A 25,492-nucleotide genomic window follows, 5' to 3' on the forward strand; every position below is an offset into this window, starting at 1 on the left:
AGGCACCGGATTCTGATTCCGGCATTCCGAGGTTCGAATCCTCGTACCCCAGCCAAATTAAAAAGTCGTTCAGCAATGAACGCACTGTTGCTCTTAAACCGTGATAATGACGGTCAGGCGCAACAGACAATTGGGGTATCGCCAAGCGGTAAGGCACCGGATTCTGATTCCGGCATTCCGAGGTTCGAATCCTCGTACCCCAGCCACTTAAATGCAAAAAAGCCCACCTCGGTGGGCTTTTTTGCTATTGGCGTATAGCCATCCTGGCGCGTCACTGACTGCCGGGCAGGCGCTTTCCACTACGCCCCTGCCCGGGAAGCCGGAGTTACAAGCCTAACGCATACTTCAGCGCCTGACGCTTCAGCACCCCGGCGCGTTCGGCCGCCATCAGGCCAATATTACGCAGCATCCGCACCGGCGCCAGGTCATTGCTGAATCCGGCGTAAAACAGATCCATCCCCGACTGCATAATAAAATTATCCGCCCGCCGCCGCGCCTGGTAGCGCTTGAGCACCGGCAGGCTGGCCCACTCTTCGCCTCGGCCGCGCGCTTGCGCCAGGATCTCCAGCAGGGCGTCGACATCGCGATAGCCAAGGTTAACCCCCTGCCCCGCCAGTGGATGAATGGTGTGCGCCGCATCGCCCACCAGCGCCAGACCGGGCTGAACATACTGCAGCGCATGACGCCGGGTGAGCGGGAAGGCGCCGGCCGCCTGCGGCGTCACCCGTCCGAGACGCGCCGGGAAATGGCGGGCGATCTCCTGCTGAAGCTGGGGCATGGACATGCCCTGTAGCTGACGGATCCGCGCCGGGGCGTCATACCACACCAGCGAGGCCCAGTTGTCGAACAGCGGCAGGAAGGCGCGCGGTCCGCTGGGGGTAAACTGCTGCCAGGTGCTGTCGCCGGGATCGTCGGCGCATTGGACGCTGATGAGCATACAGGACTGCTGATATTGCCAGGCATGCACGCCGATGCCGGCCATCTCCCGCACCTGAGAGCTGGCGCCGTCGGCGCCGATAACCAGCCGGGCGTGGATCGTCTCCCCCTCGCGTAAACGCAGCGCCGTCTGCGCCTCGCCGCGCTGCATCGCCTCCAGTTCGCCGCCAACGCGGAGGGTAACCCCTTCGTGCGCCGCCAGCGCTTGCCACAGGCCCCACTGCAGGACCTTGTTCTCAACCATATAGCCCAGCTCTGGCAGCTTGAGCTCTGCGGCGTCAAAGGCGACATGCGCGCTCTCCCACTCCCAGGTCTCCAGACGACGGTATGCGTGGACGCGCATCGCCCGCACGGCATCCCAGACGTCAAGGCTTTTCAGCAGGCCGACCGAGGCCGCGCTGATTGCCGAGATCCGCACATCCGGGGCGGATGCCGGATCGAAAGCCGGAGGCGCCGTTTTCTCAAGCACCGTCACGGTAAATCCCTGTTGCGCCAGCCCCAACGCCAGGGCGCCGCCGACCATGCCGCCGCCCACGATGGCGACATCTGTTGCGTGAATTGTCATGGCTATTATCCTTAAAGCAGAATCCGTTAAGTTTACCGGATTTTTCGCCCTCTTGCGGTGATAACGCTCGCACTGGTCAGGGGGCGACCAAAGCATTACAATACGCGCCCTGGAATGCGAAATTCACCCTGTATATATCCCCGCGTTTTGGATATCTATTACTGAGCATGAGCAAGTCAATGACAAAAAAACTCCATATTAAAACCTGGGGCTGTCAGATGAACGAGTATGATTCATCAAAGATGGCCGATCTGCTGGATGCGACACATGGGTATCAACTGACCGAAGTGGCGGAAGAAGCAGATGTGCTGTTGCTCAATACCTGCTCAATTCGTGAGAAGGCCCAGGAAAAAGTTTTCCATCAGCTTGGACGCTGGAAGCTGCTGAAAGAGAAGAACCCGGACCTGATTATTGGCGTTGGCGGCTGCGTGGCCTCCCAGGAAGGCGACCATATTCGTCAGCGCGCGCACTATGTCGATATTATTTTCGGGCCGCAAACCCTGCACCGCCTGCCGGAGATGATTAACTCTGTGCGCGGCAACCGCAGCCCGGTGGTTGATATCAGCTTCCCGGAAATTGAAAAATTCGATCGCCTGCCAGAACCGCGCGCCGAAGGCCCGACCGCCTTCGTCTCGATTATGGAAGGCTGCAACAAATACTGCACCTACTGCGTGGTGCCCTACACCCGCGGTGAAGAAGTCAGCCGCCCGTGCGACGATATCCTGTTTGAAATCGCCCAACTGGCGGCGCAGGGCGTGCGTGAAGTCAACCTGCTGGGCCAGAACGTGAACGCCTGGCGCGGTGAGAACTACGACGGCACCACCGGCAGCTTTGCCGATCTGCTGCGCCTGGTGGCCGCTATCGACGGCATCGACCGCATTCGCTTCACCACCAGCCATCCGATCGAATTTACCGACGACATCATCGACGTCTATCGCGATACGCCGGAGCTGGTGAGCTTCCTGCACTTGCCGGTGCAGAGCGGTTCCGACCGCGTGCTGAACCTGATGGGACGGACCCATACCGCGCTGGAGTATAAAGCGATTATTCGTAAGCTGCGTGAAGCGCGTCCGGATATTCAGATAAGCTCAGACTTTATCGTCGGCTTCCCCGGCGAAACCACGGAAGATTTCGAAAAGACGATGAAGCTTATCGCCGACGTCAATTTCGATATGAGCTACAGCTTTATCTTCTCCGCCCGTCCGGGCACCCCGGCGGCCGATATGGTCGACGACGTGCCGGATGCAGACAAGAAACAGCGTCTGTATATTCTGCAGGAGCGCATCAACCAGCAGGCGATGGCCTGGAGCCGTCGCATGCTCGGCACGGTACAGCGCATCCTGGTGGAAGGCACGTCGCGCAAGAACATCATGGAGCTCTCCGGGCGTACGGAGAACAACCGGGTGGTCAATTTCGAAGGCACCCCGGACCTCGTCGGCAAGTTTGTCGATGTCGAAATCGTCGATGTTTACACCAACTCGCTGCGCGGCAAAATCGTGCGCACCGAAGCGGAGATGGGTCTGCGTATCGCTGAATCACCCGAATCAGTGATTGCCCGCACCCGTAAAGAGAACGATCTTGGCGTGGGTATCTATCAGCCGTGATCCCTTCAGGCCTGTCGGTTCCGGCAGGCCTTGTAATTCCTCTCTCCGTCCCTATATCTACAGCAATGCTTGCGCCATTTTCCTGTGACGTAAATAATTTCCTGATTAGCCGGCCACGCGCCGCGTCCGGCCACCTGCGTAAAGAGGAACAGTTTGAACATAGACACTCGTGAAATTACCCTGGAGCCAGCGGATAACGCACGCCTGTTAGCCCTGTGCGGCCCGTTTGACGACAACATCAAACAGCTGGAGCGTCGGTTAGGCATTGAGATCAACCGCCGTGACAATCACTTTAAGCTGACCGGACGCGCCCTTTGCGTACACGCCGCCGCCGATATTCTGCGCAGCCTGTATGTCGACACGGCGCCGATGCGCGGTCAGATTCAGGATATTGAACCAGAGCAGATCCATCTGGCGATCAAAGAGGCGCGCGTGCTTGAGCAAAGCGCCGAGAGCGTGCCGGAGTACGGAAAAGCCGTCAATATCAAGACCAAGCGCGGGGTGATCAAACCGCGTACGCCGAACCAGGCGCAGTACATCGCCAATATCCTCGATCACGACATCACCTTCGGCGTGGGTCCGGCGGGTACCGGGAAAACCTATCTGGCGGTGGCGGCGGCGGTTGATGCGCTGGAGCGTCAGGAGATCCGCCGCATTCTGCTGACCCGTCCGGCCGTCGAAGCGGGTGAAAAGCTCGGCTTCCTGCCCGGCGATCTGAGCCAGAAGGTCGACCCGTATCTGCGCCCGCTGTACGACGCGCTGTTCGAGATGCTCGGCTTTGAGAAGGTGGAAAAGCTGATTGAGCGTAACGTCATCGAAGTGGCCCCGCTGGCCTATATGCGCGGACGGACGCTGAATGACGCCTTTATCATTCTTGATGAAAGCCAGAACACCACCATCGAGCAGATGAAAATGTTCCTGACCCGCATCGGCTTTAACTCCAAGGCGGTGATCACCGGCGATATCACGCAGATTGACCTGCCGCGCAGCACCAAATCCGGTCTGCGCCACGCCATCGAAGTGCTGGCGGAAGTCGATGAGATCAGCTTTAACTTCTTCCATAGCGAAGACGTGGTCCGCCATCCGGTGGTCGCCCGCATCGTGAACGCCTATGAGGCATGGGAAGCCGCAGACCAGAAACGTAAAGCAGAACTGGCCGCCGAGCGCAAACGCGAAGCCCAGGAACAGGAGCAAAAATGAGTCAGGTGATCCTCGATTTACAACTGGCCTGCGAAGAGACCAGCGGCCTGCCGGACGAAGCCCTTTTTCAACGCTGGGTCGACGCCGTCATTCCGCCGTTTCAGGAGGAGTCAGAGTTAACGATTCGTCTGGTCGACGTTGCAGAAAGCCATGAGCTGAACCTGACCTATCGCGGCAAGGATAAGCCGACCAACGTCCTCTCTTTCCCGTTTGAAGCGCCGCCGGGGATTGAAATGCCGCTGCTCGGCGATCTGATCATTTGCCGTCAGGTGGTGGAGCAGGAAGCCAGCGAGCAAGGTAAACCGCTGGAGGCGCACTGGGCGCATATGGTGGTGCACGGCAGCCTGCATCTGCTGGGCTACGATCACATCGAAGATGACGAAGCGGAAGAGATGGAAGGCCTCGAAACAGAGATAATGCTTGCTCTGGGCTATGAGGACCCGTACATTTCCGAGAAGATTGCTGAATAGCCCCCTGCCGGATCGTGGCGCTTGCGCCTCATCCGGCCGCTGTTCATGCATTTTACCCGCCTGAACGTCAGGCAACCCATGCCGTCCGGCGCTGAGTTTACGCGCGACGAGCGACATTAAATCAACATGAGAACCCAAACGACGCCATGAGCGACGACAATTCACACAGTAGTGACACAGTAAACAGCAAAAAGGGATTTTTCTCCCTGTTACTCAGCCAGCTCTTTCACGGGGAACCGAAAAACCGCGATGAACTGCTGGCGCTGATCCGTGATTCCGGGCAGAACGATCTTATCGATGAAGATACGCGTGACATGCTCGAAGGGGTAATGGATATCGCCGACCAGCGGGTCCGCGACATTATGATCCCCCGTTCACAAATGATTACCCTGAAACGCAATCAGACGCTGGACGAGTGCCTCGATGTCATCATCGAATCCGCTCACTCGCGCTTCCCGGTCATCAGTGAAGATAAAGATCACATCGAAGGGATTCTGATGGCCAAGGATCTGCTGCCGTTTATGCGCAGCGACGCCGAAGCCTTCAGCATGGAAAAAGTGTTACGGCCGGCGGTTGTCGTTCCGGAAAGCAAGCGGGTCGACCGCATGCTGAAAGAGTTTCGCTCACAGCGCTACCATATGGCGATCGTTATTGACGAATTCGGCGGCGTCTCCGGTCTGGTGACCATCGAGGATATCCTTGAGCTCATCGTCGGGGAAATTGAAGACGAGTACGACGAAGAAGAAGATATCGATTTCCGCCAGCTGAGCCGCCATACCTGGACGGTACGCGCCCTGGCCTCCATTGAAGACTTCAACGACGCCTTCGATACGCACTTCAGCGATGAAGAAGTGGATACCATTGGCGGGCTGGTAATGCAGGCCTTTGGCCACCTGCCGGCTCGCGGCGAATCTATCGACATTGATGGTTACCAATTCAAGGTAGCAATGGCAGATAGTCGTCGTATCATTCAGGTGCATGTTAAGCTGCCGGATGATGCTCCCCAGCCGAAGCTGGAAGAGTAAGCGGCGGCGCTGAAGGTCACGGCCAGCCGGGAGACAGACCGTGGCGATACTCGGTTGTCCCCTCCCCGGCTGGCAAACAGCATAGCCTGTGGCAACAGGCGTTAATTTACGGGACGATTAGCCTAAATGGTATTTGCCTCTCTTCTTGAACGCCAGCGCGTACGTCTGCTGCTGGCGCTGCTATTCGGAGCCAGCGGAACGCTGGCTTTTTCACCTTACGACTTCTGGCCCGCAGCGATTATTTCACTGGTCGGTCTGCAGGCGTTAACCCTCAACAGCCGCCCGCTGCAAAGCGCCGGCATCGGCTATTTCTGGGGACTCGGCCTGTTCGGCACGGGAATCAACTGGGTTTATGTCAGTATCGCGCAGTTTGGCGGTATGCCGGGTCCGGTTAACGTCTTCCTCGTCGTTTTGCTGGCGGCCTATCTGTCGCTCTACACCGGCCTGTTTGCCGGCCTGCTCGCCCGGCTGTGGCCCAAAACCAGCTGGCTACGGGTGGCGATCGCCGCCCCCGTCGTCTGGCAGATCACCGAGTTCCTGCGCGGCTGGGTGCTGACCGGCTTTCCGTGGCTGCAGTTCGGCTATAGCCAGATCGACGGCCCGCTGAAAGGCCTGGCGCCGGTGATGGGGGTTGAGTCGATCAACTTCCTGCTGATGATGGTTAGCGGCCTGCTGGCTCTGGCCCTCGTGCAGCGCAACGGGAAGGCGCTGGTGATCGCCGCGGTGCTGTTCGCCCTGCCGTTCCCGCTGCGCTATATCCAGTGGTATCAGCTGCTGCCGGAGCGCGCGACGCAGGTCTCGCTGGTGCAAGGCGATATCCCGCAGGCCATGAAGTGGGACGAGAAACAGCTGGTTAATACCCTGAAAACCTACCTGGCGCTGACCCAGCCGCATATCGGCCACTCGCAGCTGATTATCTGGCCTGAATCGGCGATCCCGGATCTGGAGATCAACCAGCAGCAGTTCCTCAGCATGATGGACGATCTGCTGCGCGCAAAAGACAGCTCGCTGATCACCGGCATCGTCGACGCGCGTCTTAATAAGCAGAATCGCTACGACACCTACAACACCATCATTACCCTCGGCAAAGATAACCCGTACCGCTACGACTCGACCAACCGCTACAACAAGAACCATCTGGTGCCGTTCGGCGAGTTTGTACCGCTGGAGTCGATTCTGCGTCCGCTGGCGCCATTCTTCGACCTGCCGATGTCCTCCTTCAGCCGCGGTCCCTACGTGCAGCCGCAGCTGATGGCGCATAACCTGAAGCTGACCGCGGCCATCTGCTACGAGATCATCCTCGGGGAACAGGTGCGGGATAACTTCCGTCCGGATACCGACTTCCTGCTGACCATCTCTAACGACGCCTGGTTCGGCAAGTCCATCGGCCCGTGGCAACACTTCCAGATGGCGCGGATGCGCGCCCTGGAGCTGGCCCGCCCCCTGCTGCGCAGTACCAACAACGGCATTACCGCCGTGATCGGCCCGCGCGGCGAGATCCAGAAGATGATCCCGCAGTTTACCCGTGAGGTGTTGACCACCACCGTGACGCCCACCAGCGGCATGACCCCTTACGCTCGCACTGGCAACTGGCCGCTGTGGGCGCTGACGGCGCTGCTCGGCTTCGGTGCGCTGCTGATGAGCCTGCGTCAGCGTCGCCGATAAGTTCTCTACCGGCGACGCCCGTCGCCGGCTTTTTTCTTCCCGTCATTTGCCACCCTGGCACAGTCATTGCTTTATTTAATCGGGTAGCGCCGTCCTCCGGCCCAGTGCAACCGGGTTGCACCATAAACGATCGGTGGTCGCGCTATTTTGGTGCAATGGAAGATATTTGCCTCCCATTGGTGCGGAGCGCTTCGCAAAAATAAACAATAAAGCAGCAAAATATTTACATTAAGCCAAACTAAATGCTAACAAACACATACAAATGCGGCACGTGGATGCGTGCCCCTAATAACAACACACACAATCACAATGGGTATCAATAGCGTCGGTGACGCTGCGGATAAGGAGTTGGATATGCAATTACGTAAACTGGCCACGGCAATGCTGGTAATGGGAATGACCGCTGGTCTGGCGCAGGCGGAAGATGCTGCCCCGGCGGCTGGCCAGAGCACTCTGGATAAGATCGCGAAAAATGGCGTTATCGTTGTCGGCCATCGCGAATCTTCCGTCCCTTTCTCTTACTACGATAACCAACAGAAGGTTGTGGGTTACTCTCAGGACTACTCCAACGCCATCGTCGATGCCATCAAGAAAAAACTGAACAAACCCGATCTGCAGGTCAAACTGATCCCGGTCACCTCGCAGAATCGTATTCCGCTGCTGCAGAATGGCACCTTTGATTTCGAGTGCGGCTCTACCACCAACAACCTCGAGCGCCAGAAACAGGCGGCCTTCTCCGATACTATCTTCGTCGTCGGCACCCGTCTGCTGGTGAAGAAAGGCGGCCCGATTAAAGATTTCCCGGACCTGAAGGATAAAGCGGTCGTCGTCACCTCCGGAACCACCTCAGAGATCCTGCTGCATAAGCTGAACGATGAGAAAAAAATGAATATGCGCATTATCAGCGCCAAAGATCATGGCGACTCTTTCCGCACCCTGGAGAGCGGACGCGCGGTGGCCTTTATGATGGATGATGCCCTGCTGGCTGGCGAACGTGCCAAGGCGAAGAAACCGGATAACTGGGAAATCGTCGGCACCGCGCAGTCGAAAGAAGCCTATGGCTGCATGCTGCGTAAGGACGATCCGGCCTTCAAGGCGCTGGTCGATGAAACCGTTGCCCAGGCCCAGACCTCTGGCGAAGCGGCGAAGTGGTTCGACAAATGGTTCAAAAACCCGATTCCGCCAAAAAATCTTAACCTGAACTTCGAGCTGTCGGACGACATGAAAGCGCTGTTCAAATCACCTAATGACAAAGCACTGAACTAATTATAACAACCAGGGGCGGGATATCCTGCCCTCCCGATGATTGTCACAGCACGGACAGACTATACGGCGGCTGGTCGTTCCCCAGCCGCCGCGAATACCGAAACAAGCTGGACAACCGTCTTCGAGGGTAGCAATGGCTACCCTTTTTTTTCCAGGAGTCATGTATGTCAATAGACTGGAACTGGGGGATATTCCTGCAACAGGCCCCCTTCGGCAACACTACCTACCTGGGCTGGCTGTGGAGCGGTTTTCAGATCACCGTCGCCCTCTCCATCTCGGCCTGGATCATCGCTTTTCTCGTCGGCTCGCTGTTCGGCATTTTACGCACGGTCCCCAATCGCTTCCTCTCGGGCATTGGCACCTGCTATGTCGAACTGTTTCGCAACGTGCCGCTGATCGTGCAGTTCTTTACCTGGTACCTGGTGGTGCCGGAATTCCTGCCGGAAAATATCGGCATGTGGTTTAAATCGGAGCTGGACCCAAACATTCAGTTCTTTGTCTCCTCCATGCTGTGCCTGGGGCTGTTTACCGCCGCTCGCGTCTGCGAGCAGGTACGCGCCGCTATCCAGTCGCTGCCGCGCGGGCAAAAGAACGCCGGTCTGGCGATGGGGTTGACCCTGCCGCAAACCTACCGCTACGTGCTGCTGCCGAACGCCTATCGCGTTATCGTGCCGCCGATGACCTCGGAGATGATGAACCTGGTGAAAAACTCGGCCATCGCCTCCACCATCGGTCTGGCCGATATGGCCGCGCAGGCGGGCAAACTGCTGGACTACTCCGCTCATGCCTGGGAGTCTTTTACCGCCATCACCCTGGCCTATGTTTTCATCAACGCGGTGATTATGCTGATTATGTATGTGGTCGAGCGTAAGGTTCGCCTGCCTGGCAATATGGGAGGCAAATAATGTACGATTTTGACTGGAGTTCGATCGTTCCCTCCATGCCCTACCTGCTGGCAGGGCTGGTGATCACCCTGAAGATTACGGTGATCGCCATCGTGGTCGGCATCGTCTGGGGCACCCTGCTGGCGGTCATGCGCCTGTCCAGCTTTCTGCCGCTGGCCTGGTTTGCTAAATCCTACGTTAACGTGTTCCGTTCTATCCCGCTGGTGATGGTTCTGCTGTGGTTCTACCTGATTGTCCCGGGCTTCCTGCAGAACGTGCTGGGACTGTCGCCGAAAACGGATATTCGCCTGATCTCGGCGATGGTGGCCTTTTCGATGTTCGAGGCCGCCTACTATTCAGAGATTATCCGCGCCGGTATCCAGAGCATCTCCCGCGGCCAGTCAAGCGCCGCGCTGGCGCTGGGAATGACCCACTGGCAGTCGATGCGGCTGGTGATCCTGCCGCAGGCCTTCCGCGCCATGGTGCCGCTGCTGTTAACCCAGGGGATCGTCCTGTTCCAGGATACCTCGCTGGTGTATGTATTGAGCCTCGCCGACTTCTTCCGTACCGCCTCCACGATTGGCGAGCGTGACGGGACCCAGGTCGAAATGATCCTGTTCGCGGGCGGCGTCTATTTTGTGATTAGCCTCAGCGCCTCGCTGTTGGTCAGCTGGTTGAAGAAAAGGACTGTGTAATGATTACCCTGAAAAACGTTTCAAAATGGTATGGTCACTTTCAGGTGCTGACCGATTGCTCCACGGAAGTGAAAAAAGGCGAAGTCGTGGTGGTCTGCGGGCCGTCAGGCTCCGGTAAATCCACGCTGATTAAAACCGTAAACGGCCTTGAGCCGGTGCAGCAGGGGCAGATTATCGTCGATGGCACCGTGGTTAACGATAAAAAGACCAATCTTGCCAAACTGCGCTCGCACGTCGGAATGGTGTTTCAGCATTTTGAACTGTTCCCGCACCTGTCGATTATCGACAACCTGACGCTGGCGCAGGTTAAGGTTCTCAATCGTGACAAAGCGTCGTCGCGCAAGAAGGGTCTCAAGCTGCTGGAGCGCGTTGGCCTGGCGGCGCACGCGGAAAAATATCCGGCGCAGCTCTCCGGTGGCCAGCAGCAGCGCGTGGCCATTGCCCGAGCCCTGTGTATGGACCCGATCGCTATGCTGTTTGATGAGCCCACCTCAGCGCTCGACCCGGAGATGATCAACGAGGTACTGGACGTCATGGTGGAACTGGCCAACGAAGGGATGACCATGATGGTAGTGACCCATGAAATGGGCTTCGCCCGTAAGGTGGCCAACCGGGTGATCTTTATGGATGAAGGAAAGATAGTCGAAGATGCCGATAAAGAGGCCTTCTTCGCCAATCCACAATCCGATCGCGCTAAAGATTTCCTCGCCAAAATTCTGCACTAACTTCTGCGGCGCGCACGATATCACCGTGCGCGCCTGTCAGCCCCTCCCCTTTTCAATTGCTTCATCTCAAAGCGACAGCTTCACAACGTGAAGTAAAAATTTCACAAAGAATTCAGGGGCCGTAGAATAGATTAACCGCCACGTCATCGTTAGCATACGGCATCTTGTAATAATCCCCGTGAGTTTAAATTTCTTGGAAATAATATTTCAATTGACTTGCTATACGCCGCGCAGGCTATTTCATGCCGTGCACAACCATTAATTATAATCTTACTCAATGAAACAAACGGATATTGCTTCATGCGGACTAACACTAACGGACTGGCCATTATTTTGTGTTTAAATTTGCTCACCTGCTTTACCGCGCGGGCGGGTATTGACTCCGCCACGGTAAACCAGGTAGAACAGGATAAAGCCCGTGAAAGCGCATTAATGCCCCATCAGCAGCAATACCAATCTTCTCGCACCTATGCGAAAACGCAAACCTTGATATTTCCCGAGGAAGCGACCTGTCGGTACATCACGAAAGTTGATATTGCCTCCGAGGACAACGCAAAAACCACCGCCCTCCTCGGGAAGATCGCTGCCCAGGCGCCCGGCCATTGCCTCGGAATAGAAGGGATTCGCCTGCTGACGAACGCCCTACAAAATGAACTGATAACACAAGGGTATATTACTTCCCTGATCGATATCCCTTCTCAGTCACTAGAAGGGGGCATTCTCAAAATAACGCTGACTTATGGCAAAACGGGGCATATTGATTTTGCGCCAAATAGTGCCGTGACGAACCTGTGGACCTCCATGCCCACCCATACCGGTAAAATCCTGCGCCTCAGCGATCTTGAACAAGGGATGGCTAACCTGCAGCGCCTGCCTGGCGCCAGCGCCCATATGAAGCTGCGGCCCGGGGAACACATTGGCGAAAGTGATATTGAAATCGCCCGGGTAATGGATAAACAGTGGCAGGTTGGCGCCTGGCTTGATGACGCAGGCAGCCGCGCCAGCGGTCGCTATCAGGGTGGCGGCGCGCTATACCTTTACGATTTATCTTCATTGAACGATATTCTTTCCATCTCGGCAGGCGGCGACGTTGAATTCAACCAGCACAACGACGGCAACCATAACGGCAACCTTTACTACTCCGTGCCTTTTGGTTACTGGTCATTGAGCCTGTACGGCTCCTACAGCCAGTACCGCCAGCTGTTTAAAGGAAGATGGTCAAGCATCGACTATAAAAGTAAAAACCGTTATTACAGCGCGACCCTTAGCCGCCTGCTTTCGCATACCCGACAACAAAAAACGACCGCCGATCTGCGCATAGCGAAGAGCAGTTCGCACTATTTCTTTGGCGGCGATGAGTTGTATGTGATGCGTAAACAAAATCCTGTCTGGGAATTTACCGTGCGCCATCAGCACTATTTCAACAGGAAAATTATCGACGCAAGCCTGGGCGTTCAGCGCAGCCTGCCGTGGCTGAGCTCCGTCCCCACCCCCGAGGAAAAAGGCGGTTTATATAGCCATCAATCGCGCATTGTTCACGCCGATATACAGGCCTTGATGCAGTTTGCCGCAACCGGCGATAAGTTTAGCTGGATGCCGCGTTTCCATGCCCAGTTCAGCCCGGATAGATTATCTTCGGACAACCAGTTTAATATCGGCAATCGCTGGACGGTTCGCGGCTTTGACGGTGAAAATACGCTTTCGGCCAATCAAGGCTGGTACTGGCGCAATGATTTTAGCTGGAATATTCCCACCCCCGACCAGCAGGTATATCTTGGCCTTGACTTCGGCAGGATCATTGGTACCGAGCGCGCCAGGCAGGGAAAAAGCCTTTCAGGCGCAGTCGGCGGCGTCCGCGGAGAAATAGCGTCTACGCAATATGATTTTTTTATCGGCACGCCCATCAGTAAACCTGATGACTTTCATAGCGATGCCATGAACCTGGGCTTTTCATTACAGTGGAGGTATTAGTTTTCATCGGCGCATTACTGCAATTTACTGATTCATTTTTTACTATTTAAAGGAATAAATTACATGTTTAAATTCAAGGTTTCATATGTTGCTCTGGCTGCAGCGCTAAGTTCATCCGTTGTTTATGCCGATCCGTCAAGCTATACGCATAGATCAGGGGCAAATGTTATTGATATCGAAGCTCCTAATGCCGCTGGCGTCTCGCATAACTTATATCGCGAATTCAACGTCGGCCCTAACGGCACTATTTTAAACAACAGCGCCAGCGACGTGAACCACAGCACTCACGGTAATATCGCTAAGAATAATAATCTGACCAACGGCAGCGCTTCCGTTATTTTAAATGAAGTCACCTCCAATAAAATGAGTAATCTGCAGGGCTTTATCGAAGTTAACGGACAAAAAGCCGATGTCGTTATCGCCAACCCTAACGGCATCACCTGCTCCGGGTGCAGTTTTATTAATACTAACAAAGCAGTGCTGACGACAGGCCAGGTCAATCTGAGCGATACCGGCGCGATTGATAGCTATACGGTCACGCAGGGTAAAATCACCATTGACGATAAAGGTATGAACGCGTCTAACAGCTATGCAGCCTTGCTGGCCGACGCCATCGCGATTAACGGCACAATGACGGCAGCCAACGCTATGGTGGGCGCGGGCAACTTAACGTTTGATAACAAAACCGGAAAGATGACCAGCCTTGGAAAAGCAGCCACAGCCAAACAAATATTATATCCGGAATACAGCATTGATATTAGCCAACTAGGCGGAATCAAGGCCAACAGTATCACCATGACTGGTAATAATCTGGGTTTCGGCGTCCGGAATAAAGGCACGATGGCTACAAACACCCTTCTCACCATGACCAGCAACGGTTCACTGATTAATGAAGGCGCTATCACTGGGAAAGGCATCGCGACGCAAATCGTCTCAGCAGGTGAGATGAAAAATAAGGGCAGCATTAACAGCAGCGCCCTCGCCACTCAGGTCACCACTCTGAACACATTGACCAATGAAGGCACGATTACCAGTGACAAAACGCTTAACGTGAGCGCCGCCGGCAACCTCGTCAATACCGGCAGAATTAATGGCACCAAGGCATTAACCTTAACCACCCTCGGCGATATCAATACCACCTATGGTTCAACGATTAACGCCGATGGCCAGTTAAATATTTCTGCCCACAATATCAACAACGGCGGTACAATGTGGGGCGAAATCACCAACGTCAAGTTTAGCGGGGATAATCTCACCGTCACCGGTAACCTTTGGGGCTACACTAATCTGGCTATCGTGTCGGCAAAGGATAGCAACGTCAGTTCAGGCAACATCCATAATACAGGGCGAATTTCTGGTATCGATATATCGCTTATCACTAATGGCGATATCATCCAGGACGGTAACCTTGTTAGCGGAAACTCTATGACGGTTAAAAGCGTCCAGTTCAAAAATAACAACTACGTTTACGGAAAATCCGTACAGATTGAGAGTAATAACGTTCACAATAAGGCAACTATTGATAGTGTCGATGCGAATATCATCGCTTATTATGGTATGAAAAATGAAGGCCAAATCATCGCAGCCAAAGATCTCACCTTGGATACGAAAAATTTTGCCGATATCACCAACTACGGCACTCTTCAGGCAGGAGAGAATCTGACGATTATCGCTAATAAAGTCTATAATGGCGGCTATCGCTGTGGTTTCCTGAAGCTTTCAACTTGTAATGTTGGTTCTATCTCCACTAACAAACTGGTGCTGAACTCCGCGCACAACTATGTTTCCGAGATGGGCGGTCATCAGCAGTTTAAACAAGCTGAAATCACGACCAAGCGGTAAGAGCAGGCGATGCGCTGATGTCAGCGCATCGCCGGTAGTCATTTTATTATGGCGCACCATGCTGGCACACGCTTTCCATTCGCGCGGAAAGATCTATCACGAGATAGTAATCATCAAGCCGCATTCATGCTGAGGACGAGTGCTCTGCTCGCTCATAATGATTATATGAAGCGCGAAGTGATCAGGGTAAAAGAGACAGCTGAGATATTTTACAATCACAGGGAAGACGTTTATCTATCTCGTTAATGCAATGATAGGTCGTTTTTAATCAGGCCCGATGCTATTAATACGCACCGGGCCGGATGCATCAGGGTTCAAATGGCCGGCGCTGGAACTGATCGTGGCCGCATTTCGGACAGCGCGGTAGCACATCCGGGGTATACACCGCCAGGTGATAGTGACACTTCTCACACACCAGGTTGCCTAAACCGACCACTTCGCCGCTGTGGTATACGCCGTGGTGATTCAGATCCTGAAAAACCTCCCGCCACTCAAGCTGGGTTTTGTCAGTGATATCGGCCAGCTCCTGCCACAGGCTCTCTTTGATCACCCGCATAAACACGCTGTCGCTCTCGTCTTCATGACTCTCTTCGTAGCTGCGGGCAAACTCCTCAAGATCGCGCTTGACCGCGGCTATCACCGACTCAATCTCGCTCTGCGTCAGATCGCCGGCGCGGACAATTTTATCGCGTGCCTGCGTCACCAGCGCGTCAATATCGCGTTCTCCATGGCGGAGCCGTTCGCTGAGCGAGGAGACCAGTTCACGGTAATATTGAGCAACCTTGTTCATCATTTCGCCTCCGGTGTGGTTAACGTCTTCTGATAATAGACCTTATTCCTCTCCCGCTGTGTCTGACAAGCCACAGACTCGCGAAATAATCTGCCCAGCTTTTGCCGATGTTGATGTGCGAAAAGCTGTTTTGACGTTGGCGTTTGGGCTATGCTATGCCGATCTGAAATAACACATCCATTGGCTACATTTTGTAGCTGTATTGAAAACAGGACCACTGGCTGCCATGCAAGAGCAATACCGCCCGGAAGAGATAGAATCGAAAGTCCAGCTTCACTGGGACGAAAATCGTACATTTGAAGTAACTGAAGACGAGAGCAAAGAGAAGTATTACTGCCTGTCGATGCTTCCTTATCCTTCTGGTCGACTACACATGGGTCACGTGCGTAACTACACCATCGGCGACGTGATTGCCCGCTATCAGCGCATGCTGGGTAAAAACGTCCTGCAGCCAATTGGCTGGGATGCGTTCGGTCTGCCGGCGGAAGGGGCGGCGGTAAAAAACAACACCGCGCCAGCGCCGTGGACCTACGACAACATCGCCTACATGAAAAACCAGCTCAAAATGCTGGGCTTCGGCTATGACTGGAGCCGCGAGCTGGCAACCTGCACCCCGGAATACTACCGCTGGGAGCAGAAGTTCTTCACTGAGCTGTATAAAAAAGGCCTGGTGTACAAAAAAACCTCCGCAGTGAACTGGTGCCCGAACGACCAGACCGTGCTGGCCAACGAGCAGGTTATCGACGGCTGCTGCTGGCGCTGCGACACCAAAGTCGAGCGTAAAGAGATCCCGCAATGGTTTATTAAAATCACCGCCTACGCCGATGAGCTGCTGAACGATCTGGATAAGCTGGACCACTGGCCGGACACCGTGAAGACCATGCAGCGCAACTGGATCGGCCGTTCTGAAGGGGTGGAAATCTCCTTTGACGTCAATAACTACGCCGACAAGCTGACCGTCTATACCACCCGCCCGGACACCTTTATGGGCTGTACCTACCTGGCGGTCGCTGCGGGTCACCCGCTGGCGCAGCAGGCTGCGGCGAACAATCCGGCGCTGGCCACCTTCATCGACGAATGCCGCAACACCAAAGTGGCGGAAGCCGACATGGCGACGATGGAGAAAAAAGGCGTCGATACCGGCTTTAAAGCTATCCACCCGCTGACCGGTGAAGAAATTCCGGTATGGGCGGCTAACTTTGTGCTGATGGAGTACGGCACCGGCGCGGTGATGGCCGTTCCGGGCCACGACCAGCGCGACTACGAGTTCGCCAGCAAATACGGGCTGAACATCAAGCCGGTGATCCTCGCCACCGACGGCTCCGAGCCGGATCTTTCCCAGCAGGCGCTGACCGAGAAAGGCGTCCTGTTTAACTCCGGCGAATTCAGCGGCCTCGATTATGAAGCGGGCTTCAACGCTATTGCTGACAAACTGGCTGCCATGGGCGTAGGTGAGCGTAAAATTAACTACCGCCTGCGTGACTGGGGCGTATCCCGTCAGCGCTACTGGGGCGCGCCGATCCCGATGGTTACCCTGGAAGACGGCACCGTGCTGCCGACCCCGGAAGATCAGCTGCCGGTGATCCTGCCAGAAGACGTAGTCATGGACGGTATCACCAGCCCGATCAAAGCCGATCCTGAATGGGCCAAAACCACGGTTAACGGCCAGCCGGCGCTGCGCGAAACCGACACCTTTGACACCTTTATGGAATCCTCCTGGTACTATGCGCGCTACACCTGCCCGCAGTATCAGGAAGGGATGCTGGATTCGCAAGCGGCCAACTACTGGCTGCCGGTCGATATCTACATCGGCGGCATCGAACACGCGATCATGCACCTGCTCTACTTCCGCTTCTTCCACAAGCTGATGCGCGACGCGGGGATGGTCAACTCCGATGAGCCGGCGAAACAGCTGCTGTGCCAGGGCATGGTGCTGGCTGACGCCTTCTACTACGTAGGCGAAAACGGCGAACGTAACTGGGTCTCCCCGGTTGACGCCATCGTCGAACGTGACGAAAAAGGCCGCATCGTGAAAGCGAAAGACGCGGCGGGTCACGAGCTGGTGTACACCGGCATGAGCAAGATGTCCAAGTCGAAAAACAACGGCATCGATCCGCAGGTCATGGTTGAGCGCTACGGCGCGGATACTGTCCGTCTGTTCATGATGTTCGCATCCCCGGCGGATATGACCCTCGAGTGGCAGGAATCTGGCGTCGAAGGGGCGAACCGCTTCCTGAAACGCGTCTGGAAGCTGGTCTACGAACACACCACCAAAGGGGACGTTGCGGCCCTGAACGTGGCGGCGCTGAGTGAAGATCAGAAAGCGCTGCGTCGCGATATCCACAAAACTATCGCCAAAGTGACCGATGACATCGGCCGTCGTCAGACCTTCAACACCGCCATCGCGGCGATCATGGAGCTGATGAACAAGCTGGCGAAAGCGCCGCAAGAAGATAAGCAGGATCGCGCCCTGATGCAGGAAGCCCTGCTGGCGGTAGTGCGTATGCTCAACCCGTTCACCCCGCACGTCAGCTTCACCCTGTGGCGTGAGCTGAACGGCGAAGGTGATATCGACAACGCGCCGTGGCCGGTGGCGGATGAAAGCGCGATGGTGGAAGACAGCACCCTCGTCGTCGTCCAGGTCAACGGCAAAGTTCGTGGTAAAATTACCGTTGCGGTAGACGCAACTGAAGAGCAGGTCCGCGAGCGCGCCGGCCAGGAGCATCTGGTGGCGAAGTATCTCGACGGCAAAACCGTGCGTAAAGTGATTTACGTCCCGGGTAAACTGCTCAATCTGGTCGTTGGCTAAGCGCGGGAGGAAGCGTGCGATATCTGGTAACAATGTTGTTATCTCTGGCGGTGCTTGCCACCGCCGGCTGTGGCTGGCATCTGCGTAGCACTACCAAGGTGCCCACCACCATGAAAACCATGATTTTCCAGTCGAGCGATCCGAATGGCCCATTAAGCCGCGCGGTGCGCAATCAGCTGCGTCTTAACGGCGTGGAACTGATCGACGCCAGCACGCTGCGTAAAGATGTCCCTTCTCTGCGCCTCGATGGTTCGTCGATTCAGAAAGATACGGCCTCGGTGTTCCAGGACGGTCGTACGGCGGAATATCAGATGGTCATGACCGTCCATGCCAGCGTTCTGATCCCGGGTCACGATATCTATCCGATAACCACTAAGGTCTATCGTTCGTTCTTTGATAACCCGCAGGCGGCGTTAGCCAAAGACGCCGAGCAGGATATGATTATCCAGGAAATGTACGATAAAGCGGCGGAACAGCTGATTCGTAAACTACCAAGCGTTCAGGTAGCGGATGTTGAAGCCACCCAGCAGGAAGAAAAACCGGTCGCGGGCAACACCGCGCCGGCGTCCTCGGGTAACCGCGTCTCCACCACGCTGGGTCAATGATGATTCGGTTGTACCCGGAACAGCTCCGCGCGCAGCTCACTGAAGGGCTGCGCGCGGCCTATCTGCTGCTTGGCAACGATCCTTTGTTATTGCAGGAAAGCCAGGACGCTATTCGCGAAGCCGCTGCCGCACAAGGCTTTACCGAACACCATACCTTTTCTATCGACAACAGCACCGACTGGCAGGCGCTTTTCGCCTTAAGCCAGGCGATGAGCCTGTTTGCCAGCCGGCAAACCCTGTTGCTAATCCTGCCAGAGAATGGCCCCAACGCGGCGATCAACGAACAGCTGGCGACGCTGGTCGGTCTGCTGCACGACGACCTGCTGCTGATAGTTCGCGGCAGTAAGTTGACCAAAGCCCAGGAGAATGCCGCGTGGCTCACCGCGCTGGCGCAGCGCGCCGTCCAGGTCAGCTGCCAGACGCCGGAATACGCGCAGCTGCCGCGCTGGCTTGCCGCCCGGGCCAAACAGCATCAGCTGCAGCTCGACGACGCGGCCAGCCAGCTGCTGTGCTACTGTTACGAAGGCAATCTGCTGGCGCTGGCGCAGGCGCTGGAGCGTCTGGCGCTACTCTGGCCGGACGGTAAGCTGACGCTGCCCCGCGTTGAGCAGGCGGTGAACGATGCCGCGCACTTTACCCCTTACCATTGGGTCGATGCCCTACTGGCAGGCAAAAGTAAGCGCGTGCTGCACGTCCTGCAGCAGCTCCGTCTTGAAGGCTGCGAGCCGGCGATCCTGCTGCGTACGCTACAGAGGGAGCTGCTGCTGCTGGTGACCCTCAAGCGCCAGTCGGCACAGACGCCGCTGCGTTCGCTGTTTGATAAACATCGGGTCTGGCAAAACCGCCGTCAGCTGCTCAGCGACGCCCTCGCCCGACTGAGCGGCGAACAGCTGCGCCAGGCGGTGACTCTTCTGACCCGCGCGGAACTGACCTTTAAACAGGATTACGGGTACGACGTCTGGCCCGAACTGGAAAGTCTTTCGTTGTTGCTCTGCCACAAAGCCCTGGCGGACGTTTTTATTGATGGTTGATATGACTCACTTACAGGCAATCTATGGCGGCACCTTCGATCCGGTGCATTATGGTCACCTCAAGCCGGTCGAGATCCTGGCGAATCAGATTGGCCTGAGCAAGGTCATCATCATGCCTAATAACGTCCCGCCGCACCGTCCACAACCGGAAGCCACAAGCGCCCAGCGCGTGCACATGCTGAAGCTGGCGATTGCCGATAAGCCGCTGTTCACGCTCGATGAACGCGAACTGCAGCGCGATACCCCCTCCTGGACGGCGCAAACGCTGCAGGAGTGGCGCCAGGAGCAGGGGCCGCACAAGCCGCTGGCGTTTATCATTGGCCAGGATTCGCTGCTCACCTTTCCCACCTGGCACCGCTATGAAACCATCCTCGACAATGTTCACCTGATTGTCTGCCGCCGGCCGGGTTACCCACTGACCATGGCCCATGAGGCCGATCAGCGCTGGCTGGATCGCCATTTAACCCACGATGTGGAATCTCTGCATCGCCGCCCTTCCGGCGTGATCTACCTGGCTGAGACACCGTGGTTCGATATTTCGGCGACGATCATTCGCCAGCGCCTCGAGCGCGGCGAGTCCTGCGCCGAGATGCTGCCGGCCGCGGTGCTGGACTACATCCGCGAGCAGGGTCTCTATTGCTGACCCCGCGCTGGGCCTGACGCGAAAAAAGCGCTATGGTAACGCCACCTCTCCATCGCCTGTCAGAGCCTGTTCATGAAATTATGGTTAGTTCGCCATGGCGAAACCGAAGCCAACGTTGCCGGATTATACAGCGGCCATGCCCCAACGCCCCTGACGCCGCGAGGCGTCGCTCAGGCGCGAGCGCTCGGCGAACGGCTGCGCGCGGTGCCTTTCGATAAAGTCTTCTGTAGCGAGCTGGCGCGGACCGGGACAACGGCCGATCTGCTGCTTGGCGATCGCGCTATCCCGCGCGAATGCCATGCCGCGCTCAATGAGATGTTTTTCGGCGACTGGGAGATGCGTCATCATCGCGACCTTCAACGAGAAGATGCGCAAAACTATGCCGCGTGGTGTGCTGACTGGCAGCACGCGGCCCCTACTAACGGCGAAAGCTTTCAGCGTTTTGCCCGCCGCGTCAGCGAGTTTATCCCCACGCTGACCGACTGCCGCCATCTTGACCATCTGCTGATCGTCGGCCATCAGGGCGTTCTGAGCCTGCTGACCGCCCTGCTGTTGCAGATGCCCGCCGCGGCGATGTGGCACTTTCCGATAGCCCATGGCGCCTGGAGCCTGCTCGAAATCCGCCACGATTTCACCACCCTGCGGGTATTAAATAGCCAGGCCGTCTGGCAGTCGGAAGAAGAATTCCCGCCGAACCATTGACAGGCCAGAGCAGGCTGCTATTCTCCGCTGCCAGGCAGCATCCGCCAAAGCCGCTTTGCAGAAAATTGTTTTACAAAAATGGCGATGCAATCCTCGGCGAGGGATGGGATGATACCCCGCCGCGAACGCCTGCCGACAGACATTTCACCCGACTTTTTCATCAGTTCAGGTATACTGTCAGGCTCTTTATGATTATCAATCTTCACGCACCCAGGGGGAACACTTGCAGGGTAAAGCACTCCAGGATTTTGTTATCGACAAAATTGATGACCTGAAAGGTCAGGACATCGTTGCCATTGATGTACATGGCAAATCCAGCATCACCGATTGCATGATTATCTGCACCGGCACCTCCACGCGTCATGTGATGTCCATCGCCGACCACGTGGTTCAGGAATCCCGCGCCGCCGGCATGCTGCCGCTGGGCGTTGAAGGGGAAGCCGCCGCCGACTGGATCGTCGTCGACCTCGGCGACGTGATGGTTCACGTCATGCAGGAAGAGAGCCGTCGTTTGTACGAGCTGGAAAAACTCTGGAGTTAATGCGTGAAGTTGCAGCTGGTGGCCGTTGGCACCAAAATGCCGGACTGGGTACAGACCGGCTTTAGCGAGTATCTGCGCCGTTTTCCCAAAGATATGCCGTTCGAACTGGTGGAGATCCCAGCCGGTAAGCGCGGCAAGAACGCTGATATCAAGCGCATCCTCGAAAAAGAGGGCGAGATGATGTTAGCCGCTGCCGGTAAAAACCGCATCGTGACCCTGGATATTCCGGGTAAACCATGGGATACGCCGCAGCTGGCGCGCGAACTGGAACGCTGGAAACAGGACGGGCGCGACGTCAGTTTGCTGGTCGGCGGCCCGGAAGGCCTCTCTCCAGCCTGTAAAGCAGCGGCGGAACAGAGTTGGTCGCTCTCCACCCTCACCTTACCTCACCCGCTGGTGCGCGTACTGGTGGCCGAGAGCCTGTATCGGGCGTGGAGCATTACCACCAACCATCCGTACCACCGTGAGTAATGATGATCAGGGTAGACTGAGCAGCGAATGAAATTACAGAATTCTTTCCGCGACTATACGGCTGAATCCTCGCTGTTCGTGCGCCGGGCGCTGGTCGCTTTTTTGGGGATTTTGCTGCTTACCGGCGTTCTGATCGCCAACCTGTACAATGTGCAAATCGTTCGCTTCGACGACTATCAGACGCGTTCGAACGAAAACCGCATCAAGCTGGTGCCGATCCCGCCGAGCCGCGGCATTATTTACGATCGTAACGGCACTCCGCTGGCGCTTAACCGCACCATTTATCAGCTGGAGATGATGCCGGAGAAAGTCGATAACGTGCAGCAAACGCTGGATGCGCTGCGCGACGTCGTCGATTTAACCGACGATGATATCGCCGGCTTCAAAAAGGAGCGCGCCCGCTCCCATCGCTTTACCTCGATTCCGGTAAAGGTCAACCTCAGCGAAGTGCAGGTGGCCCGCTTTGCCGTCAACCAGTACCGCTTTCCCGGCGTGGAAGTCAAAGGCTACAAGCGCCGTTACTATCCCTATAACTCGGCGCTGACGCACGTCATCGGCTACGTTTCGAAAATTAACGATAAAGACGTCGACCGCCTCGATAAAGAGGGCAAACTGGCCAACTACGCCTCGACCCACGACATCGGTAAGCTGGGTATTGAGCGTTATTACGAGGACGTCCTGCACGGTCAGACCGGCTACGAGGAGGTTGAAGTGAACAACCGCGGCCGCGTGATTCGTCAGCTCAAAGAGGTGCCGCCGCAGGCCGGACGCGACATCTACCTCACCCTTGACCTCAAGCTGCAGCAGTATATCGAAACGCTGCTGGCTGGTAGCCGCGCCGCAGTGGTGGTCACCGACCCGCGTACCGGCGCCATTCTGGCGCTGGTTTCGACGCCGAGCTACGACCCGAACCTGTTCGTCGACGGCATCTCCAGTAAAGATTACTCCGGCCTGCTCAACGATCCGAACACGCCGCTGGTCAACCGTGCGACGCAAGGGGTCTATCCGCCGGCATCGACGGTCAAACCGTACGTCGCCGTCTCGGCGCTGAGCGCCGGGGTGATCACCCGCAATACCAGCCTGTTTGACCCGGGCTGGTGGCAGCTGCCCGGCTCGGAAAAACGCTATCGTGACTGGAAAAAATGGGGCCACGGCCACCTGAACGTCACCAAAGCGCTTGAGGAGTCCGCGGATACCTATTTCTATCAGGTCGCCTATGACATGGGCATCGATCGCCTCGCGGAGTGGATGAGCAAGTTTGGCTACGGCCACTATACCGGTATCGACCTTGCCGAAGAGCGCTCGGGCAACATGCCGACCCGCGAATGGAAGCTCAAACGCTTTAAGAAACCCTGGTACCAGGGGGACACCATTCCGGTGGGCATCGGCCAGGGTTACTGGACTGCCACGCCGATCCAGATGAACAAAGCGCTGATGATCCTGATTAACGACGGGGTGGTGAAAGTGCCGCACCTGCTGCAAAGCACCGTGGAAGACGGCAAGCCCGTTCCGTGGGTCCAGCCTCATGAGCCGCCGGTAGGCGACATTCATTCCGGCTACTGGGAAATCGCCAAAGACGGCATGTTCGGCGTGGCCAACCGCGGCAACGGCACCGCGCACAAGTATTTCGCCAGCGCGCCGTATAAAATCGCGGCCAAGTCCGGTACCGCCCAGGTGTTTGGCCTGAAGGCCAACGAAACCTATAACGCGCACCGAATCTCTGAGCGTCTGCGTGACCATAAACTGATGACGGCGTTTGCGCCTTATAACAACCCGCAGGTTGCCGTGGCGATGATCCTGGAAAACGGCGGTGCCGGCCCGGCGGTCGGTACGATTATGCGCCAAATCCTCGATCACATCATGCTGGGCGATAACAACACCACGCTACCAAGCGAAAACCCGGCGGTGACCGCAGGGGAGGATCAATAATGACGGATAATCCGAACAAAAAATCGCTGTGGGATAAGATCCATCTTGACCCCACCATGGTGCTGATCCTGCTGGCGCTGCTGACCTACAGCGCACTGGTTATCTGGAGCGCCAGCGGTCAGGACGTCGGCATGATGGAGCGTAAAATCGGCCAGATCGCCATGGGCGTGGTGATCATGATCGTCATGGCGCAGATCCCGCCGCGGGTCTATGAAGGCTGGGCGCCCTATCTCTATATTTTCTGTATTATTCTGCTGGTGGCCGTCGACGCCTTCGGCGCCATCTCCAAAGGGGCGCAGCGCTGGCTGGATCTCGGTATCGTCCGCTTTCAGCCGTCGGAGATTGCAAAAATTGCCGTGCCGCTGATGGTGGCGCGCTTTATTAACCGCGACGTCTGCCCCCCTTCGCTGAAGAACACCGGTATTGCCCTGGTGCTGATCTTTCTGCCGACGCTGCTGGTAGCGGCGCAGCCTGACCTCGGGACCTCGATTCTGATCGCCCTCTCCGGTCTGTTTGTGCTGTTCCTCTCCGGCCTCAGCTGGCGACTGATCGGCATTGCGGTGGTGCTGGTCGCCGCCTTTATCCCGATTTTGTGGTTCTTCCTGATGCACGACTATCAGCGCCAGCGCGTGATGATGCTGCTCGATCCGGAAACCGACCCGCTGGGCGCGGGGTATCACATTATTCAGTCTAAAATTGCCATTGGCTCCGGCGGTCTGCGCGGCAAAGGCTGGCTGCACGGCACCCAGTCGCAGCTCGAGTTCCTGCCGGAACGCCATACCGACTTTATCTTCGCCGTTCTCGCCGAAGAGCTGGGCCTGATTGGCGTGCTGATCCTGCTGGCGCTCTATATTCTGCTGATCATGCGCGGACTGTGGATCGCCGCCCAGGCGCAGACCACCTTTGGCCGGGTCATGGCCGGTGGTTTAATGTTGATTTTATTCGTTTATGTCTTCGTAAATATTGGTATGGTGAGTGGTATTTTACCGGTGGTGGGCGTACCGTTGCCGCTGGTGAGCTACGGGGGCTCCGCCCTGATCGTATTGATGGCCGGGTTTGGTATCGTGATGTCGATCCATACCCACAGAAAAATGTTGTCGAAAAGCGTTTAAAGGGGTTCGCA

Annotated in this window: 22 protein-coding genes and 1 tRNA gene; 21 read left to right on the top strand and 2 right to left on the bottom strand. The window is 56.4% G+C overall.

The window, feature by feature from the left end; all coding sequences use genetic code 11:
* Positions 1–131: 131 nt before the first annotated feature.
* Positions 132–206 (top strand) — tRNA-Gln (locus tag ABLU73_RS06020).
* 119 nt (positions 207–325) lie between these two features.
* On the opposite strand, the gene ubiF is transcribed toward ABLU73_RS06020, so the two are convergent.
* Complete coding sequence (gene ubiF, locus ABLU73_RS06025) at positions 326–1,501, bottom strand: 3-demethoxyubiquinol 3-hydroxylase (RefSeq protein ID WP_023319974.1); 1,176 nt, start codon at positions 1,499–1,501, stop codon at positions 326–328.
* Positions 1,502–1,680: 179 nt separating this feature from the next.
* Here ubiF and miaB point away from each other — a divergent pair, with 179 nt between their 5' ends.
* The 11 genes from miaB to ABLU73_RS06080 all read left to right on the top strand — a co-directional run bounded on the left by miaB (position 1,681) and on the right by ABLU73_RS06080 (position 14,848).
* A complete protein-coding gene (gene miaB, locus ABLU73_RS06030; protein ID WP_004885906.1) occupies positions 1,681–3,105 on the top strand; it encodes a tRNA (N6-isopentenyl adenosine(37)-C2)-methylthiotransferase MiaB in 1,425 nt (474 codons plus the stop codon).
* Positions 3,106–3,258: 153 nt separating this feature from the next.
* On the top strand, positions 3,259–4,305 hold the full coding sequence (locus ABLU73_RS06035; protein WP_004176871.1) for a PhoH family protein: 1,047 nt from the start codon (positions 3,259–3,261) through the stop codon (positions 4,303–4,305).
* Positions 4,302–4,775, top strand: coding sequence for an rRNA maturation RNase YbeY (ybeY, locus tag ABLU73_RS06040; protein ID WP_002894722.1), 474 nt, complete (start codon positions 4,302–4,304; stop codon positions 4,773–4,775). The genes ABLU73_RS06035 and ybeY overlap by 4 nt, the downstream gene beginning before the upstream one ends.
* 146 nt (positions 4,776–4,921) lie before the next feature.
* Positions 4,922–5,800: a CNNM family magnesium/cobalt transport protein CorC gene (corC, locus tag ABLU73_RS06045; protein WP_004197606.1), complete on the top strand. Its 879-nt coding sequence runs from the start codon at positions 4,922–4,924 to the stop codon at positions 5,798–5,800.
* 126 nt (positions 5,801–5,926) lie between these two features.
* On the top strand, positions 5,927–7,465 hold the full coding sequence (lnt, locus tag ABLU73_RS06050) for an apolipoprotein N-acyltransferase (protein WP_348850092.1): 1,539 nt from the start codon (positions 5,927–5,929) through the stop codon (positions 7,463–7,465).
* 354 nt (positions 7,466–7,819) lie between these two features.
* On the top strand, positions 7,820–8,731 hold the full coding sequence (locus ABLU73_RS06055) for an amino acid ABC transporter substrate-binding protein (protein WP_023288842.1): 912 nt from the start codon (positions 7,820–7,822) through the stop codon (positions 8,729–8,731).
* Positions 8,732–8,895: 164 nt separating this feature from the next.
* On the top strand, positions 8,896–9,636 hold the full coding sequence (locus ABLU73_RS06060) for an amino acid ABC transporter permease (protein WP_002894709.1): 741 nt from the start codon (positions 8,896–8,898) through the stop codon (positions 9,634–9,636).
* Positions 9,636–10,310, top strand: a complete 675-nt coding sequence (gene gltK, locus ABLU73_RS06065) for a glutamate/aspartate ABC transporter permease GltK (RefSeq protein WP_002894707.1) — start codon at positions 9,636–9,638, stop codon at positions 10,308–10,310. Before ABLU73_RS06060 ends, gltK begins: the two co-directional genes overlap by 1 nt.
* Positions 10,310–11,035, top strand: coding sequence for an amino acid ABC transporter ATP-binding protein (locus ABLU73_RS06070; RefSeq protein ID WP_004885898.1), 726 nt, complete (start codon positions 10,310–10,312; stop codon positions 11,033–11,035). Before gltK ends, ABLU73_RS06070 begins: the two co-directional genes overlap by 1 nt.
* A 300-nt stretch (positions 11,036–11,335) precedes the next feature.
* A complete protein-coding gene (locus tag ABLU73_RS06075; RefSeq protein ID WP_017901432.1) occupies positions 11,336–13,006 on the top strand; it encodes a ShlB/FhaC/HecB family hemolysin secretion/activation protein in 1,671 nt (556 codons plus the stop codon).
* 63 nt (positions 13,007–13,069) lie between these two features.
* Entirely contained in the window at positions 13,070–14,848 is a 1,779-nt protein-coding gene (locus ABLU73_RS06080; RefSeq protein ID WP_064190107.1) for a filamentous hemagglutinin N-terminal domain-containing protein, read from the top strand.
* A 307-nt stretch (positions 14,849–15,155) separates the two neighbouring features.
* Here the strand turns inward: ABLU73_RS06080 and ABLU73_RS06085 are convergent, their stop codons facing one another.
* On the bottom strand, positions 15,156–15,638 hold the full coding sequence (locus tag ABLU73_RS06085) for a zinc ribbon-containing protein (protein ID WP_025999140.1): 483 nt from the start codon (positions 15,636–15,638) through the stop codon (positions 15,156–15,158).
* Positions 15,639–15,864: 226 nt separating this feature from the next.
* Between ABLU73_RS06085 and leuS the strand changes: the two genes are divergently transcribed.
* From leuS to mrdB, 9 genes are all read left to right on the top strand, one after another.
* Entirely contained in the window at positions 15,865–18,447 is a 2,583-nt protein-coding gene (leuS, locus tag ABLU73_RS06090) for a leucine--tRNA ligase (RefSeq protein WP_087771319.1), read from the top strand.
* Positions 18,448–18,461: 14 nt separating this feature from the next.
* A complete protein-coding gene (gene lptE / locus ABLU73_RS06095; protein WP_043521626.1) occupies positions 18,462–19,052 on the top strand; it encodes an LPS assembly lipoprotein LptE in 591 nt (196 codons plus the stop codon).
* Positions 19,052–20,083, top strand: a complete 1,032-nt coding sequence (gene holA / locus ABLU73_RS06100) for a DNA polymerase III subunit delta (protein ID WP_004885888.1) — start codon at positions 19,052–19,054, stop codon at positions 20,081–20,083. The genes lptE and holA overlap by 1 nt, the downstream gene beginning before the upstream one ends.
* Positions 20,076–20,726, top strand: a complete 651-nt coding sequence (gene nadD / locus ABLU73_RS06105) for a nicotinate-nucleotide adenylyltransferase (RefSeq protein ID WP_023319968.1) — start codon at positions 20,076–20,078, stop codon at positions 20,724–20,726. Before holA ends, nadD begins: the two co-directional genes overlap by 8 nt.
* A 72-nt stretch (positions 20,727–20,798) precedes the next feature.
* Positions 20,799–21,428 (top strand): adenosylcobalamin/alpha-ribazole phosphatase, encoded by a 630-nt coding sequence (locus tag ABLU73_RS06110; RefSeq protein WP_004885883.1) that lies wholly within the window; start codon positions 20,799–20,801, stop codon positions 21,426–21,428.
* Between the two features lie 223 nt (positions 21,429–21,651).
* Positions 21,652–21,969 (top strand): ribosome silencing factor, encoded by a 318-nt coding sequence (rsfS, locus tag ABLU73_RS06115; protein ID WP_002894623.1) that lies wholly within the window; start codon positions 21,652–21,654, stop codon positions 21,967–21,969.
* Between the two features lie 3 nt (positions 21,970–21,972).
* Positions 21,973–22,440 carry a 23S rRNA (pseudouridine(1915)-N(3))-methyltransferase RlmH gene (gene rlmH / locus ABLU73_RS06120; protein WP_002894620.1) on the top strand — a complete coding sequence of 156 codons (468 nt, stop codon included), beginning with the start codon at positions 21,973–21,975 and terminating at the stop codon, positions 22,438–22,440.
* Between the two features lie 27 nt (positions 22,441–22,467).
* On the top strand, positions 22,468–24,369 hold the full coding sequence (mrdA, locus tag ABLU73_RS06125) for a peptidoglycan DD-transpeptidase MrdA (protein ID WP_004885880.1): 1,902 nt from the start codon (positions 22,468–22,470) through the stop codon (positions 24,367–24,369).
* On the top strand, positions 24,369–25,481 hold the full coding sequence (gene mrdB, locus ABLU73_RS06130) for a peptidoglycan glycosyltransferase MrdB (RefSeq protein WP_004885876.1): 1,113 nt from the start codon (positions 24,369–24,371) through the stop codon (positions 25,479–25,481). The genes mrdA and mrdB overlap by 1 nt, the downstream gene beginning before the upstream one ends.
* Positions 25,482–25,492: the final 11 nt, after the last annotated feature.

The organism is Klebsiella sp. GG_Kp175 (assembly GCF_040062325.1).
GTDB classification, from domain to species: Bacteria; Pseudomonadota; Gammaproteobacteria; order Enterobacterales; family Enterobacteriaceae; genus Klebsiella; species Klebsiella quasipneumoniae.